The organism is Algoriphagus sp. (assembly GCF_024305035.1).
In the GTDB taxonomy this organism is placed as follows: domain Bacteria; phylum Bacteroidota; class Bacteroidia; order Cytophagales; family Cyclobacteriaceae; genus Algoriphagus.
Genome location: NZ_JAMWZB010000017.1, coordinates 75,037 through 92,806 on the forward strand (window position 1 = coordinate 75,037; position 17,770 = coordinate 92,806).

Annotated in this window: 14 protein-coding genes; 8 read left to right on the forward strand and 6 right to left on the reverse strand. The window is 44.4% G+C overall.

What is annotated here, in order from left to right; genetic code table 11:
* Nucleotides 1-79 precede the first annotated feature (79 nt).
* The 6 genes from Q0L00_RS11370 (at nucleotide 80) to dnaE (ending at nucleotide 8,547) form a co-directional block, all read left to right on the forward strand.
* Nucleotides 80-2,242: an alpha-glucuronidase family glycosyl hydrolase gene (locus Q0L00_RS11370; RefSeq protein ID WP_297336996.1), complete on the forward strand. Its 2,163-nt coding sequence runs from the start codon at nucleotides 80-82 to the stop codon at nucleotides 2,240-2,242.
* 20 nt (nucleotides 2,243-2,262) lie between these two features.
* On the forward strand, nucleotides 2,263-2,754 hold the full coding sequence (locus Q0L00_RS11375) for a VOC family protein (RefSeq protein WP_297336997.1): 492 nt from the start codon (nucleotides 2,263-2,265) through the stop codon (nucleotides 2,752-2,754).
* A gap of 210 nt (nucleotides 2,755-2,964) precedes the next feature.
* Nucleotides 2,965-3,573 carry a hypothetical protein gene (locus Q0L00_RS11380; RefSeq protein WP_297336998.1) on the forward strand — a complete coding sequence of 203 codons (609 nt, stop codon included), beginning with the start codon at nucleotides 2,965-2,967 and terminating at the stop codon, nucleotides 3,571-3,573.
* Nucleotides 3,574-3,817: 244 nt separating this feature from the next.
* Nucleotides 3,818-4,639 carry a creatininase family protein gene (locus Q0L00_RS11385; protein ID WP_297336999.1) on the forward strand — a complete coding sequence of 274 codons (822 nt, stop codon included), beginning with the start codon at nucleotides 3,818-3,820 and terminating at the stop codon, nucleotides 4,637-4,639.
* Between the two features lie 38 nt (nucleotides 4,640-4,677).
* Nucleotides 4,678-5,238: a pentapeptide repeat-containing protein gene (locus Q0L00_RS11390; RefSeq protein WP_297337000.1), complete on the forward strand. Its 561-nt coding sequence runs from the start codon at nucleotides 4,678-4,680 to the stop codon at nucleotides 5,236-5,238.
* A gap of 339 nt (nucleotides 5,239-5,577) precedes the next feature.
* Nucleotides 5,578-8,547, forward strand: coding sequence for a DNA polymerase III subunit alpha (gene dnaE / locus Q0L00_RS11395; RefSeq protein ID WP_297337001.1), 2,970 nt, complete (start codon nucleotides 5,578-5,580; stop codon nucleotides 8,545-8,547).
* A gap of 178 nt (nucleotides 8,548-8,725) precedes the next feature.
* Here the strand turns inward: dnaE and Q0L00_RS11400 are convergent, their stop codons facing one another.
* The 3 genes from Q0L00_RS11400 to Q0L00_RS11410 are packed head-to-tail and all read right to left on the reverse strand — an operon-like array spanning nucleotide 8,726 to nucleotide 11,442.
* Nucleotides 8,726-9,748, reverse strand: coding sequence for a hypothetical protein (locus Q0L00_RS11400; protein WP_297337002.1), 1,023 nt, complete (start codon nucleotides 9,746-9,748; stop codon nucleotides 8,726-8,728).
* Nucleotides 9,749-9,802: 54 nt separating this feature from the next.
* Nucleotides 9,803-10,201 (reverse strand): group III truncated hemoglobin, encoded by a 399-nt coding sequence (locus Q0L00_RS11405; RefSeq protein WP_297337003.1) that lies wholly within the window; start codon nucleotides 10,199-10,201, stop codon nucleotides 9,803-9,805.
* 2 nt (nucleotides 10,202-10,203) lie between these two features.
* On the reverse strand, nucleotides 10,204-11,442 hold the full coding sequence (locus Q0L00_RS11410; protein ID WP_297337004.1) for an ectonucleotide pyrophosphatase/phosphodiesterase: 1,239 nt from the start codon (nucleotides 11,440-11,442) through the stop codon (nucleotides 10,204-10,206).
* 289 nt (nucleotides 11,443-11,731) lie between these two features.
* On the opposite strand from Q0L00_RS11410, the gene Q0L00_RS11415 reads away from it, so the two are divergent.
* A complete protein-coding gene (locus Q0L00_RS11415) occupies nucleotides 11,732-12,406 on the forward strand; it encodes an OmpA family protein (RefSeq protein WP_297337005.1) in 675 nt (224 codons plus the stop codon).
* Here the strand turns inward: Q0L00_RS11415 and Q0L00_RS11420 are convergent.
* Nucleotides 12,403-12,921, reverse strand: coding sequence for a GNAT family N-acetyltransferase (locus Q0L00_RS11420; protein WP_297337006.1), 519 nt, complete (start codon nucleotides 12,919-12,921; stop codon nucleotides 12,403-12,405). The two genes, Q0L00_RS11415 and Q0L00_RS11420, sit on opposite strands and share 4 nt — an antisense overlap.
* Before the next feature lie 61 nt (nucleotides 12,922-12,982).
* Nucleotides 12,983-13,414, reverse strand: coding sequence for a UPF0158 family protein (locus tag Q0L00_RS11425; RefSeq protein ID WP_297337007.1), 432 nt, complete (start codon nucleotides 13,412-13,414; stop codon nucleotides 12,983-12,985).
* A 387-nt stretch (nucleotides 13,415-13,801) separates the two neighbouring features.
* On the opposite strand from Q0L00_RS11425, the gene ssb reads away from it, so the two are divergent.
* Nucleotides 13,802-14,200, forward strand: coding sequence for a single-stranded DNA-binding protein (ssb, locus tag Q0L00_RS11430; protein ID WP_297337008.1), 399 nt, complete (start codon nucleotides 13,802-13,804; stop codon nucleotides 14,198-14,200).
* 162 nt (nucleotides 14,201-14,362) lie between these two features.
* Here the strand turns inward: ssb and Q0L00_RS11435 are convergent, their stop codons facing one another.
* The gene (locus Q0L00_RS11435; RefSeq protein ID WP_297337009.1) at nucleotides 14,363-17,767 is read right to left on the reverse strand and encodes an efflux RND transporter permease subunit; all 3,405 of its coding nucleotides are present in this window, start codon (nucleotides 17,765-17,767) and stop codon (nucleotides 14,363-14,365) included.
* Between the last annotated feature and the right edge of the window lie 3 nt (nucleotides 17,768-17,770).

Consider the following 17,770-nt stretch of genomic DNA (forward strand, 5'->3'; position numbering starts at 1 on the left):
TTAGTTTTTGACTTTCCATCCCCTAATCATAGGTATTCAAGCGTTTTTTTCAGAAATTCTGCCCTCAAACCTTAAGCCCATGAAAAACCTATTCCTCATTTACCTTTGCTTTTTGGGTATGATTGGACCCAGCCTAGCCCATGACGGGTACAAACTTTGGCTGGATTATCAACCTATCGAGCATCCGGAATTAAACCAAACTGTTTCAGAATTATTTTCTGGTATCTTTTTCTTTGGTAAAAATCCAAGCTACCAGATGATCCAAAACGAACTCGAATTAGCCAGTCAGGGCTTTCTAAACTCCGCACCCACCTTTAGGGCAGAACGTTTTGAATCCACCAAACTTTGGATCGGAACCAGGGAGGAACTTTCACAGTTTCTTGGACTCGAACATCAAACCAAAATCAAGAGCCTGGGAGCAGAAGGATACTGGAGGGGGACGATCATTCACGAAGGAAAAAACTACTACGCCTTGATTGGAAACAGTGCTGTGGCAACACTTTATGCCACCTTCGACCTGCTGAAAAGCATTCAAAGTAACACTTTTGATAAGAATACTGAAAAAACTGATTTCCCGAAGGTTAAATTACGAATGTTAAACCATTGGGACAACTTGGATCGCACGGTAGAAAGAGGGTATGCGGGATTCTCTATTTGGGACTGGCATCGTCTTCCCGGCTACGTAGATCCCCGCTATGTCGATTATGCTCGTGCCAATGCCAGCTTGGGAATCAACGCAGTTTCCCTAACCAATGTCAACGCGAATGCTTGGATTTTACGCGAAGATTTTGTGGAAAAAGTTAAGGTCCTGGCGGACATTTTCCGTCCCTATGGAATCCAGGTTTTTCTCACCGCACGGTTCTCTGCCCCGATTGAAATGGGGAAGCTCGAGACAGCGGATCCACTGGACCAAGAAGTTCAAAAATTTTGGAAAGATCGGGTTGCCATGATCTATAAGGCTATTCCGGATTTTGGAGGATTTTTAGTGAAAGCAAATTCGGAAGGACAGCCCGGTCCACATGAATATAATCGTGATCATGCGACGGGTGCAAACCTACTGGCTGATGCGCTTTCGCCCCATGGAGGAATTGTAATTTGGCGAGCTTTTGTCTATTCCCATGAAATCGATGAGGACCGGCATAAACAAGCCAATTTGGAATTTGAGCCACTCGATGGAAAATTCAGAGACAATGTCATCCTTCAGGTTAAAAATGGTGCCATTGACTTTCAACCTCGAGAACCCTTTCACCCCTTATTTGGTGCTGTTGAAAACACTAATCTGGGAATGGAGTTCCAGATCACCCAAGAGTACCTGGGTCAAGCTACCCAATTGGTATATCTGGGTACGATGTGGGAAGAAATCCTTCAATCCAAAACCTATCGACCGACAGACTCCAGTACAGTGGCTGGGATTATTGACGGTTCAGATAGCAAACAAAATCACACCCTGATGGCTGGGGTCTCCAATATAGGAACGGATAGAAACTGGACCGGGCACTTGTTTGGACAAGCTAATTGGTTTGCCTTTGGGCAATTGGCTTGGGATCCAGATCGCTCCGCTGCTCAAATTTCGGAGGAATGGATAAAATTGACCTTCGGTCAAAAAGAAGGTTTGCTCACTCAGATACAAGAACTGATGATGGGCTCACATGAAGCTGCTGTCAATTACATGACTCCGCTAGGCCTGCATCATTTGATGGGGAGAAGTCATCATTACGGACCCGGCCCATGGGTAGAAGGAGGGCGTGCCGACTGGACGTCCTTGTATTACCATCGGGCAGATAGTTTGGGAATTGGGTTTGATCGGACAGCCTCGGGAAGTGGAGCCTTAAATCAATATGCAAGTCAAATCAGTAGGGTTTGGTCGGACCCCAAACAAACCCCTGAAAAGTTTTTGCTTTGGTTTCATCACTTGGCTTGGGATTATGAAATGAAATCAGGAAATACCCTCTGGGAAGAAATTTGTCTTCACTACGATAAGGGAGTCAAAACCGCCCGCCACATGCGGGATCTATGGAGAGCATTAGAAAATCAAGTCGATGCGGCCCGTTTTTCCCATGTAGATCAATTGCTGGGCATTCAAATCGAAGAAGCCGAATGGTGGAGAAATTCATCTTTGCTTTATTTTCAGACCTTCGCCAATCGACCTTTTCCCGAGTCCATCGAAAAGCCCGAAGGTGAGTTGGAATTTTTCAAGCAACAACGATTTCCTTTTGCCCCGGGGATTCGCCCCAATTGGTAATTGAATCTAATTCAAAAATTATGGAACCCTATCAAATTCCCTCAGAAACCCGAATTGGCCACGTCCACCTTAAAGTGAGCGATCTGGAAAAAAGCTTGGACTTTTACTGCGGTCTGCTGGGTTTTCAATTGATGATGCGCTACGGTAGGGATGCTGCCTTTATTTCGGCTGGAGGCTATCACCATCATATCGGATTGAATACCTGGCAAAGCAAAGGCAGTTCTCCTGCACCCAAAAGCTATCCGGGATTATTTCATACCGCGATACTATTCCCTACGCGCAAGGATTTGGCAACTATTTTCCAGCGCTTGCAAACCGCCAATTACCCATTGACGGGAGCCGCAGACCATGGGGTGTCGGAAGCCCTCTATTTGGATGATCCAGACCAAAACGGAGTCGAACTGTATTGGGACAGACCTCAGGACCTTTGGCCCAAAGATGAACAGGGAGAACTAAGGATGTACACCCGAAGATTGGATATCGAAAACCTTTTGGGCGAATTGAAAACCTAAACCAGTGGTTCGATTTTAAGTTGTGACCAAATCTTGAAATAACATAAAATACATTTTTGCTATTTTTAAATACATTTACTTGATTTCCAGCGTTTAATTTTTATATTTACCTAGCCTTCAAACCTCGAAATTTTACCATTAGCGTCGGCATCGCCCTGAGCGGTTTTTTCCAGTTTATCAGTTTTCAATAATCAAATAACCCAAAACACTATGCTTCATTTTCGCAAAATGAGTAAGGTAATTCTATTGGTGGCTATCAGTAGTATTGCTATTTCCGGTTGTATCTCTGATACAGGTCTTGATCCGGTAAAGGATCAGGTTTCCATGCTTGAATTTGATCAAGAGCTTCCGCTAGGTAATCCGTTGGAAAACCTTCGGATGGATCCTGAAACCTTAGAAATGCTTTCGGCACTTCGCGAATCCACCGATCACTTTCACCAAGTAGAAACGGCTTTGCAAGAAGGTCATGATTTTATTTCAGAATGCGTCTCCATACCCAATGTGGGAGGAATGGGCTATCATTACGTCAACTTTCCTGCAATCTTTGGAGCCTACGACCCCACCATGCCACAGGCTTTGCTTTACGAAAAGATGAAAAATGGAAAAATGCGATTGATCGGAGTCGAGTTTGTAATTGACCAGGAAACCTGGGATGCTGAACACGACGAGCCCCCTTATTTTGGGAGTAGGGAATTCGACTTTGATAATGCTCAGGCATTACCCTTCACGAATTATCAACTTCATGTCTGGATTTGGAAACATAATCCCAATGGAATTTTTGAGAAATTCAATCCAACTGTTTCCTGTCCTGAAGAATGAGCAAGAGAGCTGAGCACTCCTCAAGGTGCCAATCCCTGAATTTAAACTAAATCTTCTAAAAAGGCTGCCCATGGATTTTGAGCAGCTTTTTTTTGCTAAAATCCACTTCCAGGTATTGATTTTTTTCCTTTTCAACTAACTTGTCAAAAACTTCCTTACCTGAAATGCCCTTGAAAATAAAGTTACACAGGGGGATGATTATCCGGCCACTCCATCTAAGCTCTCAAATACAACAAGTAAACCCATGAAGTCCACCACGCTGCTTTCCTTATTTTTGATCCTTGCCTTTTTCAAGGTCACCCATTCAGTTGCCCAAAATCCCTCCACCCGGGAGATGGACCGGATCAATTGGATGGAGTTTTCCGAATTTGTCCCGGAAAAAATCACTACCGTGCTTCTGCCTACTGGAACACTTGAACCCCATGGGGTCATCAACAATGGAGCAGATAATACCGCGCCTTTTGCAATGGCTAATGAACTTGCTGATCAGCTCAATGCACTGATCTCCCCTCCCCTCAATTATGGGATGACCGGTTCTTTGGCTAATTATCCAGGTGCTTTTGAAATCAGCGAGGAGGCTTATTCGCTTTTCATTCGGGATATTTTGAAAGGCTTAGCCAAAAATCAATTCAAAAATATCATTATCCTCAATGGACATGGAGGAGGGCAAACCGCCGTATTGCAAAAAGTCGCTGCCCAAGTCGCCAATGAATTAGGGGTACGCACCCTGGTCATCAACTGGTGGTCCTATGCCTCTGATGTGACCCTGGAAGTATTTAAAGAAGACGGAGGTCACGCCGGGCTCAATGAAACGGCCTACATCCAGGCCATCGATTCTACCTTGGTTCAACAAGAGCGCTATACCCCCAATCAAGCTACCGCCTATCCGAAAGACAAATCCTGGTCAGCCGTTCCCTTCCCCTCTGCAATCGGGCTTTATCAACAAGGGCAGGGCTACCCCAACTTTGATCAAGCTCAAGCCGATGAATACTTCCAAAAAGTGAATGCCAAAGTCTTGAAATTAATTCAGGATACGATTGCCAAATGGGATTTGGCAGGACTGTAATGTAGGATTTACGAAGTGCGATTTATAAACTAAAATTCATGTCATTTTTCACTGAACAAACTTTTCAAAAGCTTTCCGTTTCTGATTTTCAGACCGGAGAATATGAGCACTGCATTTTCCAATCCTGTGATTTTTCTAAGGTAAACTTCCAGAGATCAGCCTTTGAAAACTGCATCTTCGACACCTGTGATCTGAGCAACAGTAAGGTTCCCAACGTCTCCTTTCAGCAGGTTAAATTCAAAAATTGCAAAATTCTAGGGGTACATTTTAATAGCGCCAACCCATTTTTGCTTGAATTTTACTTCCAAAATTGCCAGATGGATTACTGCAACTTTTTCAACCTTCAGCTCAAGCAATCCACCTTTGTCAACTGCCGCTTGCACGAAGTGGATTTTTCCCAAGCCAATCTTAGCGGGGTGAGTTTTCTGGAGTCGGATTTGATGGGAGCTGTTTTTGATCAGAGTAACTTGGAAAAAGCGGATTTTCGCCATACCCAAAACCTCCGGCTCGATCCTGAAACCAATAAAATCCGAGGTGCATATTTTGACCTGAATGGGCTTCCCGGGCTTTTGGAGAGGTATGGAATAAAAATAGGCTGAATACTCGGTAATTTTTCACCCCTTTCCTTCAAAAAATCAGTCAAGCCCTTGACTTGATTTCAATTATTTTTGTCTAATTTATAAACAATAAAATGTTAAAATAATTGACATTTTATCCCAAACGGGCATTGAGGCTTAGAAATTCTCGAAGGCTGATCAAAATTAAGCCTTCTATCCTCTGGATTTGAACCGAGAGGGCTTGGGCTGGGATTTGTACTCCAGCCTAGACTATCTCCCGAATGCAGAGCGCACATTTGACCAAGTCTATCTCTAAAAGTATAGCTCCAAAGCCTCGAGGCCTGCTAAACCTCTATCATTTTCCAATTCGTTAAATCACACATGTTTCTCAACTGCCATTCTCACTTCAGCTTCAAATATGGGACGATGTCCGTGGAAGCGCTAATCGCTGAGGCGAAAGGTAAAAAAATCGATTCCCTCGCCCTGACCGACATCAACTGCACCGCAGGAGTATTCCCCTTTATCCGCGCTGCACAAAAAGCAGGCATCCATCCGGTCATCGGGATTGACTTTCGCAATGGCGTGCAGCAACAATACATTGGACTGGCCCGAAACCAAGAAGGCTTTTTTGAACTCAACAGGCATCTTTCTGAACATTTGGTGTACAAACGGGAGTTTAAACCCAAAGCCCCGAAATTTGAGCACAGCTTTGTGATCTACCCCTTTTCAGAGAAGGCTTTCCCCCTACGGGAAAATGAATTTATTGGCCTACATCCCGGTCAACTCAACAAATTGCTCACCTCGCCTTGGTACAGACGCAAAGAAAAACTGGTGCTTTTGCAACCGGCAACGTTCAGTTCCAAAACGGAATTCAATGCCCACCGGCTTTTGCGCAGCATAGACTTAAACTCCCTGTTGAGCAAACTCCCTGTTGGCGAACAGGCCGACCCAACTGACCAACTTTACTCCTATGCCGACCTGATTTCCCGCTGTGAAAATCATAGCTACCTATTGGTCAATGCCCAAAAGCTGCTCGAGCAATGTCAGTTTTCCTTCTATTTCCAAGCGGTCAAAAACCGTCGGGATATTCTCGGTTCAGATTGGGAGGATTTTGACTTTCTCCGACAGGAGACCTTCAAAGGAGCCATTCGACGCTACCCCGACCTCAGCCCAAAAATCAGTCAACGAATTGAAAAAGAGCTCGAGCTTATTCAGCAAAAGGGCTTTGTCTCCTACTTTCTGATCAACTATGACATCATCACCTTTGCACAGCACCGCAACTTCTATCATGTGGGACGGGGCTCCGGTGCCAACAGCATCGTCGCCTATTGTCTGGGCATCACGGACGTGGATCCCATTGAGCTGGATTTGTATTTTGAGCGCTTTATCAATCTCTACAGGGAAAACCCTCCCGATTTTGACATCGACTTCAGTTGGACAGACCGGGACGAGGTAACCGATTACATTTTCCGCAAATACAATGACGGGAGAGAAGAGCATGTGGCCCTGCTCGGTTCCTACAGTACTTTTCAGTACAACTCCATGCTCAGGGAGCTGGGGAAAGTCTTTGGCCTACCCAAGACCGATATCGAATCACTGATCCACCATGCCGACAAGCAGGGCTACGAACCCGATCAATTTGGCAGGCTGATTATCAAATATTCCCAAGTGCTGCATGATATGCCTTCGCATTTGACCATACATGCTTGCGGAATTTTAATATCCCATAAACCTATCCATTATTACACGGCCACGGACATGCCTCCGAAAGGTTTCCCACTCGCCCATATCGATATGCATACCGCCGAGGATATCGGGCTGCACAAATTTGACATCCTAAGTCAGCGGGGACTCGGCCACATCAAATCCGCCTTGGAGATCATCTACCAAAATCAAGGCATAAAAGTGGATATTCGCCAGGTCGAAAAATTCAAAACAGACCCCAAAATCAAGGAGCACTTGCGCACCGGGCACACCATTGGTGCCTTTTATGTGGAATCACCCGCAATGCGTATGCTTCTGGCCAAACTCAAGGCAGACACTTATCTCGAACTCGTGGCAGCAAGCTCCATAATTCGCCCCGGAGTAGCGCGATCAGGCATGATGCGGGAATATATTCTACGCCACATCGATCACAATCGAAGAAACACTGCCCATCCAGTCATGGCTGAAATCATGCCGGAGACCTACGGCATCATGGTCTATCAGGAAGATGTGATTAAGGTAGCCCATTACTTTGCCGGACTGAGTTTGGGAGAGGCCGATGTACTGCGCCGGGGAATGAGCGGAAAGTCCCGCTCCAAGGATGAATTTCAGCGGGTAAAGGACAAGTTTTTTGAAAACTGCAAAAAGCTGGGCCGGGAGGATAAAATTGCTTCAGAAGTATGGCATCAGATTGAGAGTTTTGCTGGCTATTCCTTTGCCAAGGGTCACTCGGCTTCTTTTGCGGTGGAAAGCTATCAGAGTTTGTATCTAAAAGCCTATTTTCCACTGGAATTCATGGTCGGAGTGATCAATAATTTTGGAGGATTTTACCATACCGAATTCTATGTACACGAGCTGCGGATGAACGGGGCAAGCATTCAGCCTCCACATCTCAATGAAAGCGAATACCTGACACGAATTACAGGAAAGACCGTTATTCTAGGATTCATTCATATGAAATACCTGGAAAAAACCACCGTAGAAAAACTTTTGGCGGAGCGCAGCGCTTCCGGTCCGTTTTTAAGCCTATCTGACTTTGTGGCCCGGGTAGAAATCGGGTTAGAGCAGCTGCTGATCCTCATCCGGATGACCTGCTTTCGGTTCACGGGCAAGACCAAACAGGAGCTCCTCTGGGAAGCGCATTTTCTTCAAAACAAACGAAGGGCCCTGGTCAGTACAACTGAGCTTTTTCGTTCGGATTCGACCCAGATCAGTTTTGGCAAAAAACCACCCCAAGTTCCTGACCTTGATGAGACGGATATTCGACAGGATATTCTCGATCAGATCGACATTCTGGAGTTTCCGCTAGACTCTCCTTTTCACCTGGTCAAAGACCAAAGCGTCCGAGGAATCAAGGCCCGAGAAATGACAAATTACCTGGGAAAGAAAATCATGATCGTCGGCTACCTGGTCACTGTGAAATACACCCGAACAATAAAAGGTGAAGTCATGAATTTTGGGACTTTCCTGGACCGGGACGGTCACTGGATCGACACGGTACACTTCCCCCCTGTGGTCAAGAAGTACCCCTTCAAAGGCCGGGCGATCTACCGAATCGAAGGAAAAGTCGTCGAAGAATTTGGCTTTTACTCCATCGAAGTGGAAAAACTGGAGCGAATGGCCTATTGGAATGCGGGTGAAGCCTAAAGATAAAATCCTAAAAGTAGCCTTACGATCGGACAACTTACCGGTTAAATACCAAAAGAAGTCTTCCAATCCCAAAGGCTATACCGATTGGTTGAGCCTTAGCTGCCGGGCATCGTGATCTCCACCCGCTCTGAACAAAAGGTTACCGAAATAAATGCTCCTGCTCCTCAACGAAAGCTCAACTCGTCCCGGTTAGGCAGGCCTTCATAACCATCCGCTGAAACTGAAAATCATCCTTCATGATTCTAAAAAAATCACCGATAAACCGGGTGCAGGATTTTTGATCAGACTCATCCATGTAAACCGACATGTTTTGTACCACTTGCCAGATTTGATCTTCCTTGTCTAAAAACTCTTGACGCATATACTCCATCAACTCCGGATCTCTGCAATACCCACGATACAAGCGATCGGTAACATGCTCGATATCGACCAAATTACTTACTTGGGCATAAGGTGGATTCACCAGACCGGTCATATCAAAATCATAAGGCAAGGGCAAAACAGCATTTTCCCCAACTTTGAGAATTTTCTCATTGTGCCGAAACATGCTCGAAAAATCTGTATTACCAATTAAAAATTGAAAAAAATCATGCCGCAGCGAGGCCGTGTCCAGCATAAAATTCGGATGAATTTTCACATCCTTGACAATCTCCCCACCGAATCGATCGGCAATCTTATCATCGTCTTCAATCAAGAAGCCTAAAAGCTGTTCTTTCTCCCCTTTTTTATCATCCAGATTTTCCATCTCCACCTGTATCATGCGAGTTTGGAATGAATAAGGGGTCACTTGCTCATATAGCTTATAGCACAAAAGTTCTTTGGCCACATAACCGTTGGCATTTTTGACTTTAGTGCAAGGCAATACCACTTTCAAATGCTTATGCCCCTGGAATGGCGTCCCTTCTCGTTTCTTCTTTTTAATCTTGAGACGAAGGGGTGGATAGTAGCAATTATCTAACCTGAAGTTGCCTCGAGTCCGAAGCTCCACCTCCAAGGAATCCCAATTCCCTTTCTCATCTTGATACCAGAGCACTTGATCAGAATAGGTCGAATCGTTGGTCGTCTTTTTCAATTCCTTAACTGAAAACTTCATTCGGACAGGTAAGGCCTCCTGACTGGAAAAAAGATCCTGGGCGAGCGAAGAAAAGCTCGGCAACAGAAAAAACAAATAAAGTGCGGAGATTAAGTATTTCTTCATGTGTTTCGTGAAAAGTGAATGAAAAATACAAAAAAATGCTGATTACCAAGTCATTCAGTCTTTATTTCTAGCTTCCCAAATTCGCATAAAAAGCATGTGTGCCATTCTACGTGCATGCTCTTTGGCATACTCAGCGTTATCTCCCTCAAAGTAACGGTCGACTGTTTGAAACCAAAGCTCCAGCCAATTTCCAAAATGAATTTGATCGATGGACTCCTTGACCTTTTTATCCACGGTCACATGAACCTGAGCGGGATTAAATTTGCCTCTCCCTGGTCCGGTTTGCAATAAAATAATCTCCCAAAAGTCACTAAGGTGAACCAAATGATGATCCCAATCCTGAATCACTTCATTAAAAATCGGACCCAGACTTTCATGCTGACGGATTTGGGTATAAAACCTTCTGACTAAAAAATCTACCTCTTTTCGACTTTTAATTTCAATACGATCCATGCCTAGTCATTTAAAATGGGTTTGAGAACTTCAAGTTTTCCATCAATATCTTTGGGGATGGGCAGGCCTAAAATCTCACAAATCAAGGGATAAATATGCACATTGGAGAAAGGAGGTATTGTCTTTCCAGCTTGAATTCGCGGCCCAGCCGCATAAAAAATTCCCTGCATTTGGGGATAGTCGGGACTAAATCCATGCTCTCCAAAAACCTCCGTTTTCATACTGGCCGCGCGGTTTTGATAGCGAAACAGGCCCCTACTATCGGTCAGATAATAACCCAAATCAGGGATAATCAACAAATCTCCCATCAAATCCCGGTGAAGACTTAGATCCTTGTAATACTCCCTGTCATCGATATCGATGACATGAATATTTTTCCCTCGGGATTCAATGAGTTTTTGGTAAGCCTCTTTTTTTGTTGAATCGGCTAAATGGAGATGGACCAAAGCTCCCGAATTGACTACGCGCGCGTCCAGTCCCTCGACTAAAGGCTCTAAGTTGATCAAATTCGCCCTCGGAACCTCAACCATCCCATGATCGGAAACCAAGAACAGGTAAATGGGTAAATCAAAGCTTTTCAGTCCTTCGAATAAGGCGCCCAGTTCTCGATCCAGCCGGAACAACCGTTCCCTCAATTTTCCATCGTTGTTGGGACCGAATCCATGTCCTACATCATCCATATCCGAAAAATACAAAGTAATCATCTGTGGACGCTGGTCGGCGGGTAATTGCAGCCATTCAAAAACTTTGGCGACTCGAGTTAGATTAGGAACCTTCCCATCGTAATTATAATAATAACTTGGTCTGACCCCTTGAATATCCGCTTCCGATCCCACGAAAAAGTAGCTTGCCGCTTTCATCCCCTGTTGTTCTGCTAGGACCCATAAGGGTGTACCTCCATACCAGCTCCCGTCAGTGACGACGTCTCGATTGCCGATGGAATAAACCTGATCTTTTTCCGGATTGTAAAACGTATTATCCACCACTCCATGATGCTCAGGTTTCATCCCGGTAGCGATCGTATAGTGGTTGGGGAAGGTCTTGCTGGGAAAAGAAGGGATCAATCCCTCTGCTGCAGTTCCGGATTGAATAAATCGACTTAGATTTTCAGGTTCAAATCGCTCCACATAATCATATCGGAATCCGTCCAGGGAAATTAAAATCACCACGGGTTCTTTTTCCTGCGCAACAGCCAACCAGGAACTACTTAATCCAAGAAGCAAGCAAAAGAAAAGTCTCATATCTTTTTTCCCAAAAATACAATCCCTTTTTTTCTTACCCCATTTTTTTAAATAAAATGCAGGGTATTCATTCCATCATTTCCCCAATTCCATCCTAGGCCTTGAGTACTTCATTAATGCTTCACCTTTCTAGCCACGGAACTTGGATTAACTTGTCATCGAATTTCTTTGGTACGCGACTTGCAAATGGTAGGAGAAACATAAGTATTCATGAGATCAAACCTATCAAACGAAAACGCTGATTCGTTTATCGGAAAATCTCATGGCCCACCCGTAAAATTACACGCATATGAACAGGTCAAACAGCATTTTACTAGGACTAGGAATCATGGGAATATGGGTAGGAACACCCTCCTGCAAAACCAGTAATGCGGTTAAAGGGGCGGCTATCGGTGGATCGGCAGGTGGAATTCTTGGTGGGCTGATCGCCGGAGAAGAAAAAACCGCAACAGGAATCATTCTTGGATCGGCCATTGGTGGATCGGCAGGTGCGATCATCGGCCGAGAAATGGACAAACAAGCCGAAGAGCTCCGCAGAGATTTAGAAGGTGCCCAAGTTGAACGGGTTGGAGAAGGCATCAAAATAACCTTCGATTCAGGACTTCTCTTTGGATTTGATCAATCCACCCTCAGCTCGGATGCTACCACCAATCTTCAAAATCTAGCCACCACTCTAAAAAAGTACGAAGACACCCACATTTGGGTTGAAGGGCACACCGACTCGGTGGGAGAGGAAGACTATAACCTTTCGCTTTCTAAAGACCGAGCCAATGCAGTTCAAGCCTACCTGAACAATCTTGGCGTGGACAGTGCTCGAATGACGAGCACCGGCTATGGTGAATCCGCACCCTTAGAGCGTAATGAAACCGATCGAGGCCGGGCCCAAAACCGACGGGTTGAAGTCGCCATTTATGCCAACAAAAAGATGCAACGCATGGCTGAACGGGGAGAGTTAGGTTCTTAAAAATCAATCCGCATCAGATAATCGGTCTGAACTTCATCCCCAAAGGGAAAAGGATGGCTTCCAAAAATTCGGAGGCCATTTTTTTCATAAAACCGGATTGCGCGGGCATTTTTCTCCCAGACTCCCAACCAGAGATAGTTCTTTGCTTTTTGGCGGGCTAGCTCCATAGCAAAATTTAATAATGCGGGCCCCACTCCCCTTCCCAGGTAATCCTCAAGGACATATAATCTGGCGATTTCCAAACTTTCCGGATCCTGAATATCGGTTTGGGAAGGCGTTTCATTGACTTTGAGATAACCTAAAAGCTGATCCTCTCCTTTTGCCAAGAAAAAATGGGAGGAAGGGATTTCAAACTCCTTTTTCAGCTGTGTCAAAGTAAAGGCTTCATTCAAGTAATGTTGGACATTTTCGGGTTTGTTTCCACTGGTGAAAGCTTGGATAAAAGCAGTCCGGGCCAGGCTAAGCACGTCTGGCAAATCGTTTATTTCAGCAGGGACTATCGTTATTTTTTTCAAAGGAAAAGCAACCGTTTACATGACATCCTATCGTTCAAAAATAAAGCAAATACCCAAATTTTCACGATTCATCCGGTAACCCTTTATCCGGTGTGTTTCGAATATAATCCGCATAGCGTTTCAGCTTGTAGGCAAACCACTCTTTTTGAAGGTCAGATTCATGAATCATGCGCTTAAATTGTTGAAAGGGCTTTCGGTGTTGAAGACTGTTTGTCAGGCGTCGGGCTACTTTGCTGTCTTCCAACGAATCCACAAAGTCCTCCATCACCTCAAATGCCTCCCAGGACTCCATGGGTCTGATGACCCAATAGTCATCCCAGTTTTGATCGATTTTATCAATGATATCTTGCCATAGTTTTCGATCGACAAAAGAATCCCAGCCCTCTGGAATAGACAGCACTTCACCGGTATTTTTATCCACATAACAAGTGGCGCCCATTTCCAAATCTTCGGTTATTTCTCGAAGCATTTGCTCGGTAATTGGTAGATTCATCTGTTTATCAATTATTTTTTCAAGGGTCAAATAGAATACTCGAATAATCATCCTCCTGGATAAGATTTATTCTTACCAGCATTACAGGTGTTTTTAAGTTCATCCTAAAGGTCACCTGGAATCTTGCAGGGTTGACATCCTACCCTGGGTGACTTCGTAATCCTGCTAGATTTCATAGGGAAAATCCCACTAGCTCATCGATCATAAATTTATTAAAAACCTGAATGTCTAGCTGATCATTCCCTCAAATTTATTTGATAACAAACGACAACTATCGGATACTTTCGACTGTCTCCCGACTGGTTCTTGGCCTGGGATGCAATTTTGGCTCAACGATTTACTTCTGGCGAAATCAAAAAATCATCATTCACTAAAACAACAAACCATATGAATGCGCTAAGAAACAAAGTACAGCTCATCGGTCACTTGGGTGACAAAGTAGAACTTCAAAAATTCGACTCCGGACAAGTCCTGGGAAAAGTGTCCCTGGCAACTAACGAAAGTTACAAAAATCAAGAAGGCGAACGCGTGGAAAATACCACCTGGCATCGCTTGGTTCTTTGGGGAAAACAAGCTGAGATTCTCGAAAAATTCACAGACAAAGGCTCTGAGATTGCCATTGAAGGCAAAATTTCCAACCGGAGCTATACGGACAAAGAAGGAATTAAACGATACACCACCGAAATCGTCGTGCACGACTTCCTGTTTTTGGGTAAAAGAAATTCCGAATCCCCTGCCTCTACCCTAGAACCGGCTGAAACCCGAGAAGAGGACCTTCCCTTCTAGCCTTGAGTTGAAATTAAAAAAGCCCAGTTTATGGGCTTTTTTGTTTTTTTGGGCAGCTAGTGATTCTCTTTTCCTTGGAAGGATCGGACAGGCTCTAAACTTAAAAACCCCCGGAACAATGTCCCGGAGGTTTTGTCTAAAAAACCACCAACCTTAAATCAATCATGCCTTTATCTTTCGCAGCTTCATGTTCAATTTATCTGCCAGCAAGTACATGACTGGTACAATCACTAACGTAAGGAAGGTTGCAAAGGTTAACCCAAATATGACCGTCCAAGCCATTGGTCCCCAAAAATCTGCGTTGTCACCGCCGACGTAAAATTGAGGGTCAAATTCGCTCAATAAGGTACCGAAATTGATATTCATTCCGATGGCCAGTGGAATTAAGCCCAATACGGTAGTTATGGCAGTAAGCAAGACTGGTCTGAGACGCGTCTTTCCGGATTCGACGATACTTCCCACTAAATCCTGATAAGACAAATACTGACCTTCAGACACCCCGAGTTCTTCTCGTTTTCTGGCCCGCACCAAGTTCGTGTAGTCAATCAATACAATCGCATTGTTTACCACTACCCCTGCAAGTGAAATAATTCCAATCCCGGTCATGATCACCACAAAATCCATATTGAAAATCACCAATCCCAAAAACACACCAATGGTGCTCAATACCACCGAGGCCATGATGATGAATGGAGTGGTCACCGAGTTAAACTGAGCTACGATAATCAAGAAAATCAGGGATACTGCAATTCCTAGGGCTCGGATCAAAAACTCCATCGACTTGGCCTGTTCCTCCTGCTCTCCTGTGAATTTAACGGAAATTCCATCTGGAACTTCGAAACCAGCCATGTATTCCCGAAGGGCTAAATTGATCTCAGTAGCATTGTATCCGTCCAAAACATTGGAATAAATAGTTACTGCTTTTTCCAAGTCTTTTCGCTTGACCGAGCCATACGTGGACCCAAATTCAATGTCTGCAACAGCAGAAACCGGCACTTCACGTTTCTCCCCAAACTTATCCCGGAAACCTATTTTTTTATTGATCAGCGCATTGACGTCGTAGCGATAATCCTCTTTCAATCGAAGTTGAATCGGATAATCATCTTCCCCCTCTTTGTACTTGGAAACCTCCAACCCGAACAGTGAGGTCCTCATTTCAGTGGCGATGGTAGAGGTGGAAAGTCCAAATCTCCGTGCTTTGTCGCGGTCTATATCCACGATAAGCTCTGGATTCCCCAAAGACAAATCGGTCTTTAATTCCTCCACCCCGGGCACATTTTTACTGTTGAGAAATTCAAGGGTACGGTTGACACAACTGATCAACTGATCGTAGTCCTCTCCGGAAAACTCAATGTTGATCGCTTTTCCTACCGGAGGTCCGGCCTTTTGTTTATCCACAGTAATCAGCACCCCCGCATAATCTTCGGCGATTTCACGAATTTCTTCCATCGCCTTATTGGTATTGACTCCCTGCCGGTCGATGTAGTCTACAAAGCCAATGGTGATTTTGGCTTTATGTGGGGTAGCCTCTCCCGTGGATCCTTCGGTCGGATCACTGGTTCCTTCCCCGATTTGGGAAATCATCGACTCAATGATCTCATTGTATTCACCCAAACTTTCGGCGATTCGATCCTCAAATTCATCCACAAATTCATTGGTTGCCTCAATATCGGTTCCCATTGGAAACTCCACATAGACATTGATCAATTGCGGTTGATTATCCGGAAAGAAAAGCACCTTTGGGGCTCTGATAAAAAGCAGAGCCAGCGAGAAGAGTAAGAGTAAATTGATCCCACCGAATAGGAAGTAAGGATTTTTACCTCGAAGAGAATACGTTAAAAGACCTTCATAGGCATTTTCCAATCGAACCAAAAAAACCGTCTGAAACCATCGGATCGCCTTTCTGAGTAAAAACACATTGAATAGGGTCAACACACAAGCTACCAAGGTCAGTGATCCAAAGGCCGTCCATCCCAGTAGATAAAAAATCGTAGACAAGACCAGAAATATACCTGCAACAATAATTGATTTTTGCTTGGGCTTTTCTTTGGTAACGTCTTCAATTTTCATGTACATGGAAGTCATGACCGGATTGATAACCAAGGCTACAAAAAGAGAGGAAGTCAATACGATAATTAAAGTAATCGGCAGGTATTTCATGAAATCACCGATCGTATCCTGCCAAAATGCCAAGGGCATAAAAGCGCCAAGAGTAGTCGCTGTGGATGTAATAATGGGCCAAGCCACCTCTCCTACTCCTTCTTTTGCCGCGACGATCGGAGATTTGCCCTCAGACATCAAACGGTAAATATTCTCCACCACTACGATTCCATTATCCACGAGCATTCCCAAAGCCAAGATCAGGGAAAACAACACCATCAAATTGAGGGTGATCCCAAAGGCATTGAGCACCAAAAAGGAAATAAACATCGAAAGCGGAATAGCGGACCCTACGAAAAGGGCATTGCGAAATCCTAGGAAAAACATCAAAACTAATACGACTAGGATCACTCCAAAAATGATGGAGTTTTCCAAATCACTGACCTGAGTACGGGTAGTTTTACTTTGATCATTGTTGATGGTAATCTCCAAATCCGGTGGAAACCGGTTGGCTTTGGTTTCTTCGATGATTTGCTTGATTTTATCTGCGGCAAACAACAAATTCTCCCCGCTTCGTTTGACTACATTGATCGTGACCACCGGGAGGTTTTTCATTCTAGCATAGGAGGTCCGGTCTTTATAGGTATCCTTTACCTCAGCCACATCCCGGAGATAGACGATTTTTTGATTATCCGTTTTGACAATCACATCCAAAATATCCATGGGATCGGTAAATTCCCCATCCACCCGAAGCGTACGCTGAAAATCACCTCCTCTGATACTACCTCCTGAAATGGTTACATTCTCGGATCTCACTGCATTGGCGATATCATCAAAGGTCACCCCAACAGACTCCATTTTGTAAGGATCTGCATTGATTTGAATTTCACGCTCTACCGTTCCGGCCAGATCAGCTTTTGAGATTTCGGGAAGCTTTTCAATTTCATCTTCCAAATATTCCCCAAATTTCTTCAGTTCGGCTTCCGAATAATTCCCAGAAATATTCACATTCATAATCGGGAAATCAGAGGTATTCACTTCTAATACATTCGGATCTTGATCCAAATCTGAAGGCAATTCACTCTTGGATTTATCCACTGCGTCTTTGACATCCTGGATGGCTTTTGAAATCTCCACACCTGGATTAAATTCTACGACAATCGAAGAGAAATCCTGAACCGAAGTGGATTTGATATCCTTTACATCATTGAGGGATTTAAGCTCCTTCTCAATCGGTCGAGTGATCAAGTTTTCCATATCCACGGGAGAATTGCCGGGATAAGGCGTTCCCACATAAACGGTGGGAATAACGACTTCGGGAAAACTCTCTTTGGGCATGGTACGGTAGGCACCCAATCCCAATACCGTGATGATCAGGGTCAGAATTACGATCGAGGTGGAATTATCCACACTCGCACTAGTGATCCCAAACTCTCTTGTTGTATTTAATTTTTTTTGCTCGGCCATGAT

Coding starts and splice junctions, on each gene's coding strand:
- Q0L00_RS11370 (WP_297336996.1), top strand. CDS start 80: ATGAAAAACCTATTCCTCATTTACCTTTGCTTTTTGGGTATGATTGGA.
- Q0L00_RS11375 (WP_297336997.1), top strand. CDS start 2,263: ATGGAACCCTATCAAATTCCCTCAGAAACCCGAATTGGCCACGTCCAC.
- Q0L00_RS11380 (WP_297336998.1), top strand. CDS start 2,965: ATGCTTCATTTTCGCAAAATGAGTAAGGTAATTCTATTGGTGGCTATC.
- Q0L00_RS11385 (WP_297336999.1), top strand. CDS start 3,818: ATGAAGTCCACCACGCTGCTTTCCTTATTTTTGATCCTTGCCTTTTTC.
- Q0L00_RS11390 (WP_297337000.1), top strand. CDS start 4,678: ATGTCATTTTTCACTGAACAAACTTTTCAAAAGCTTTCCGTTTCTGAT.
- dnaE (WP_297337001.1), top strand. CDS start 5,578: ATGTTTCTCAACTGCCATTCTCACTTCAGCTTCAAATATGGGACGATG.
- Q0L00_RS11400 (WP_297337002.1), bottom strand. CDS start 9,748: ATGAAGAAATACTTAATCTCCGCACTTTATTTGTTTTTTCTGTTGCCG.
- Q0L00_RS11405 (WP_297337003.1), bottom strand. CDS start 10,201: ATGGATCGTATTGAAATTAAAAGTCGAAAAGAGGTAGATTTTTTAGTC.
- Q0L00_RS11410 (WP_297337004.1), bottom strand. CDS start 11,442: ATGAGACTTTTCTTTTGCTTGCTTCTTGGATTAAGTAGTTCCTGGTTG.
- Q0L00_RS11415 (WP_297337005.1), top strand. CDS start 11,732: ATGAACAGGTCAAACAGCATTTTACTAGGACTAGGAATCATGGGAATA.
- Q0L00_RS11425 (WP_297337007.1), bottom strand. CDS start 13,414: ATGAATCTACCAATTACCGAGCAAATGCTTCGAGAAATAACCGAAGAT.
- ssb (WP_297337008.1), top strand. CDS start 13,802: ATGAATGCGCTAAGAAACAAAGTACAGCTCATCGGTCACTTGGGTGAC.
- Q0L00_RS11435 (WP_297337009.1), bottom strand. CDS start 17,767: ATGGCCGAGCAAAAAAAATTAAATACAACAAGAGAGTTTGGGATCACT.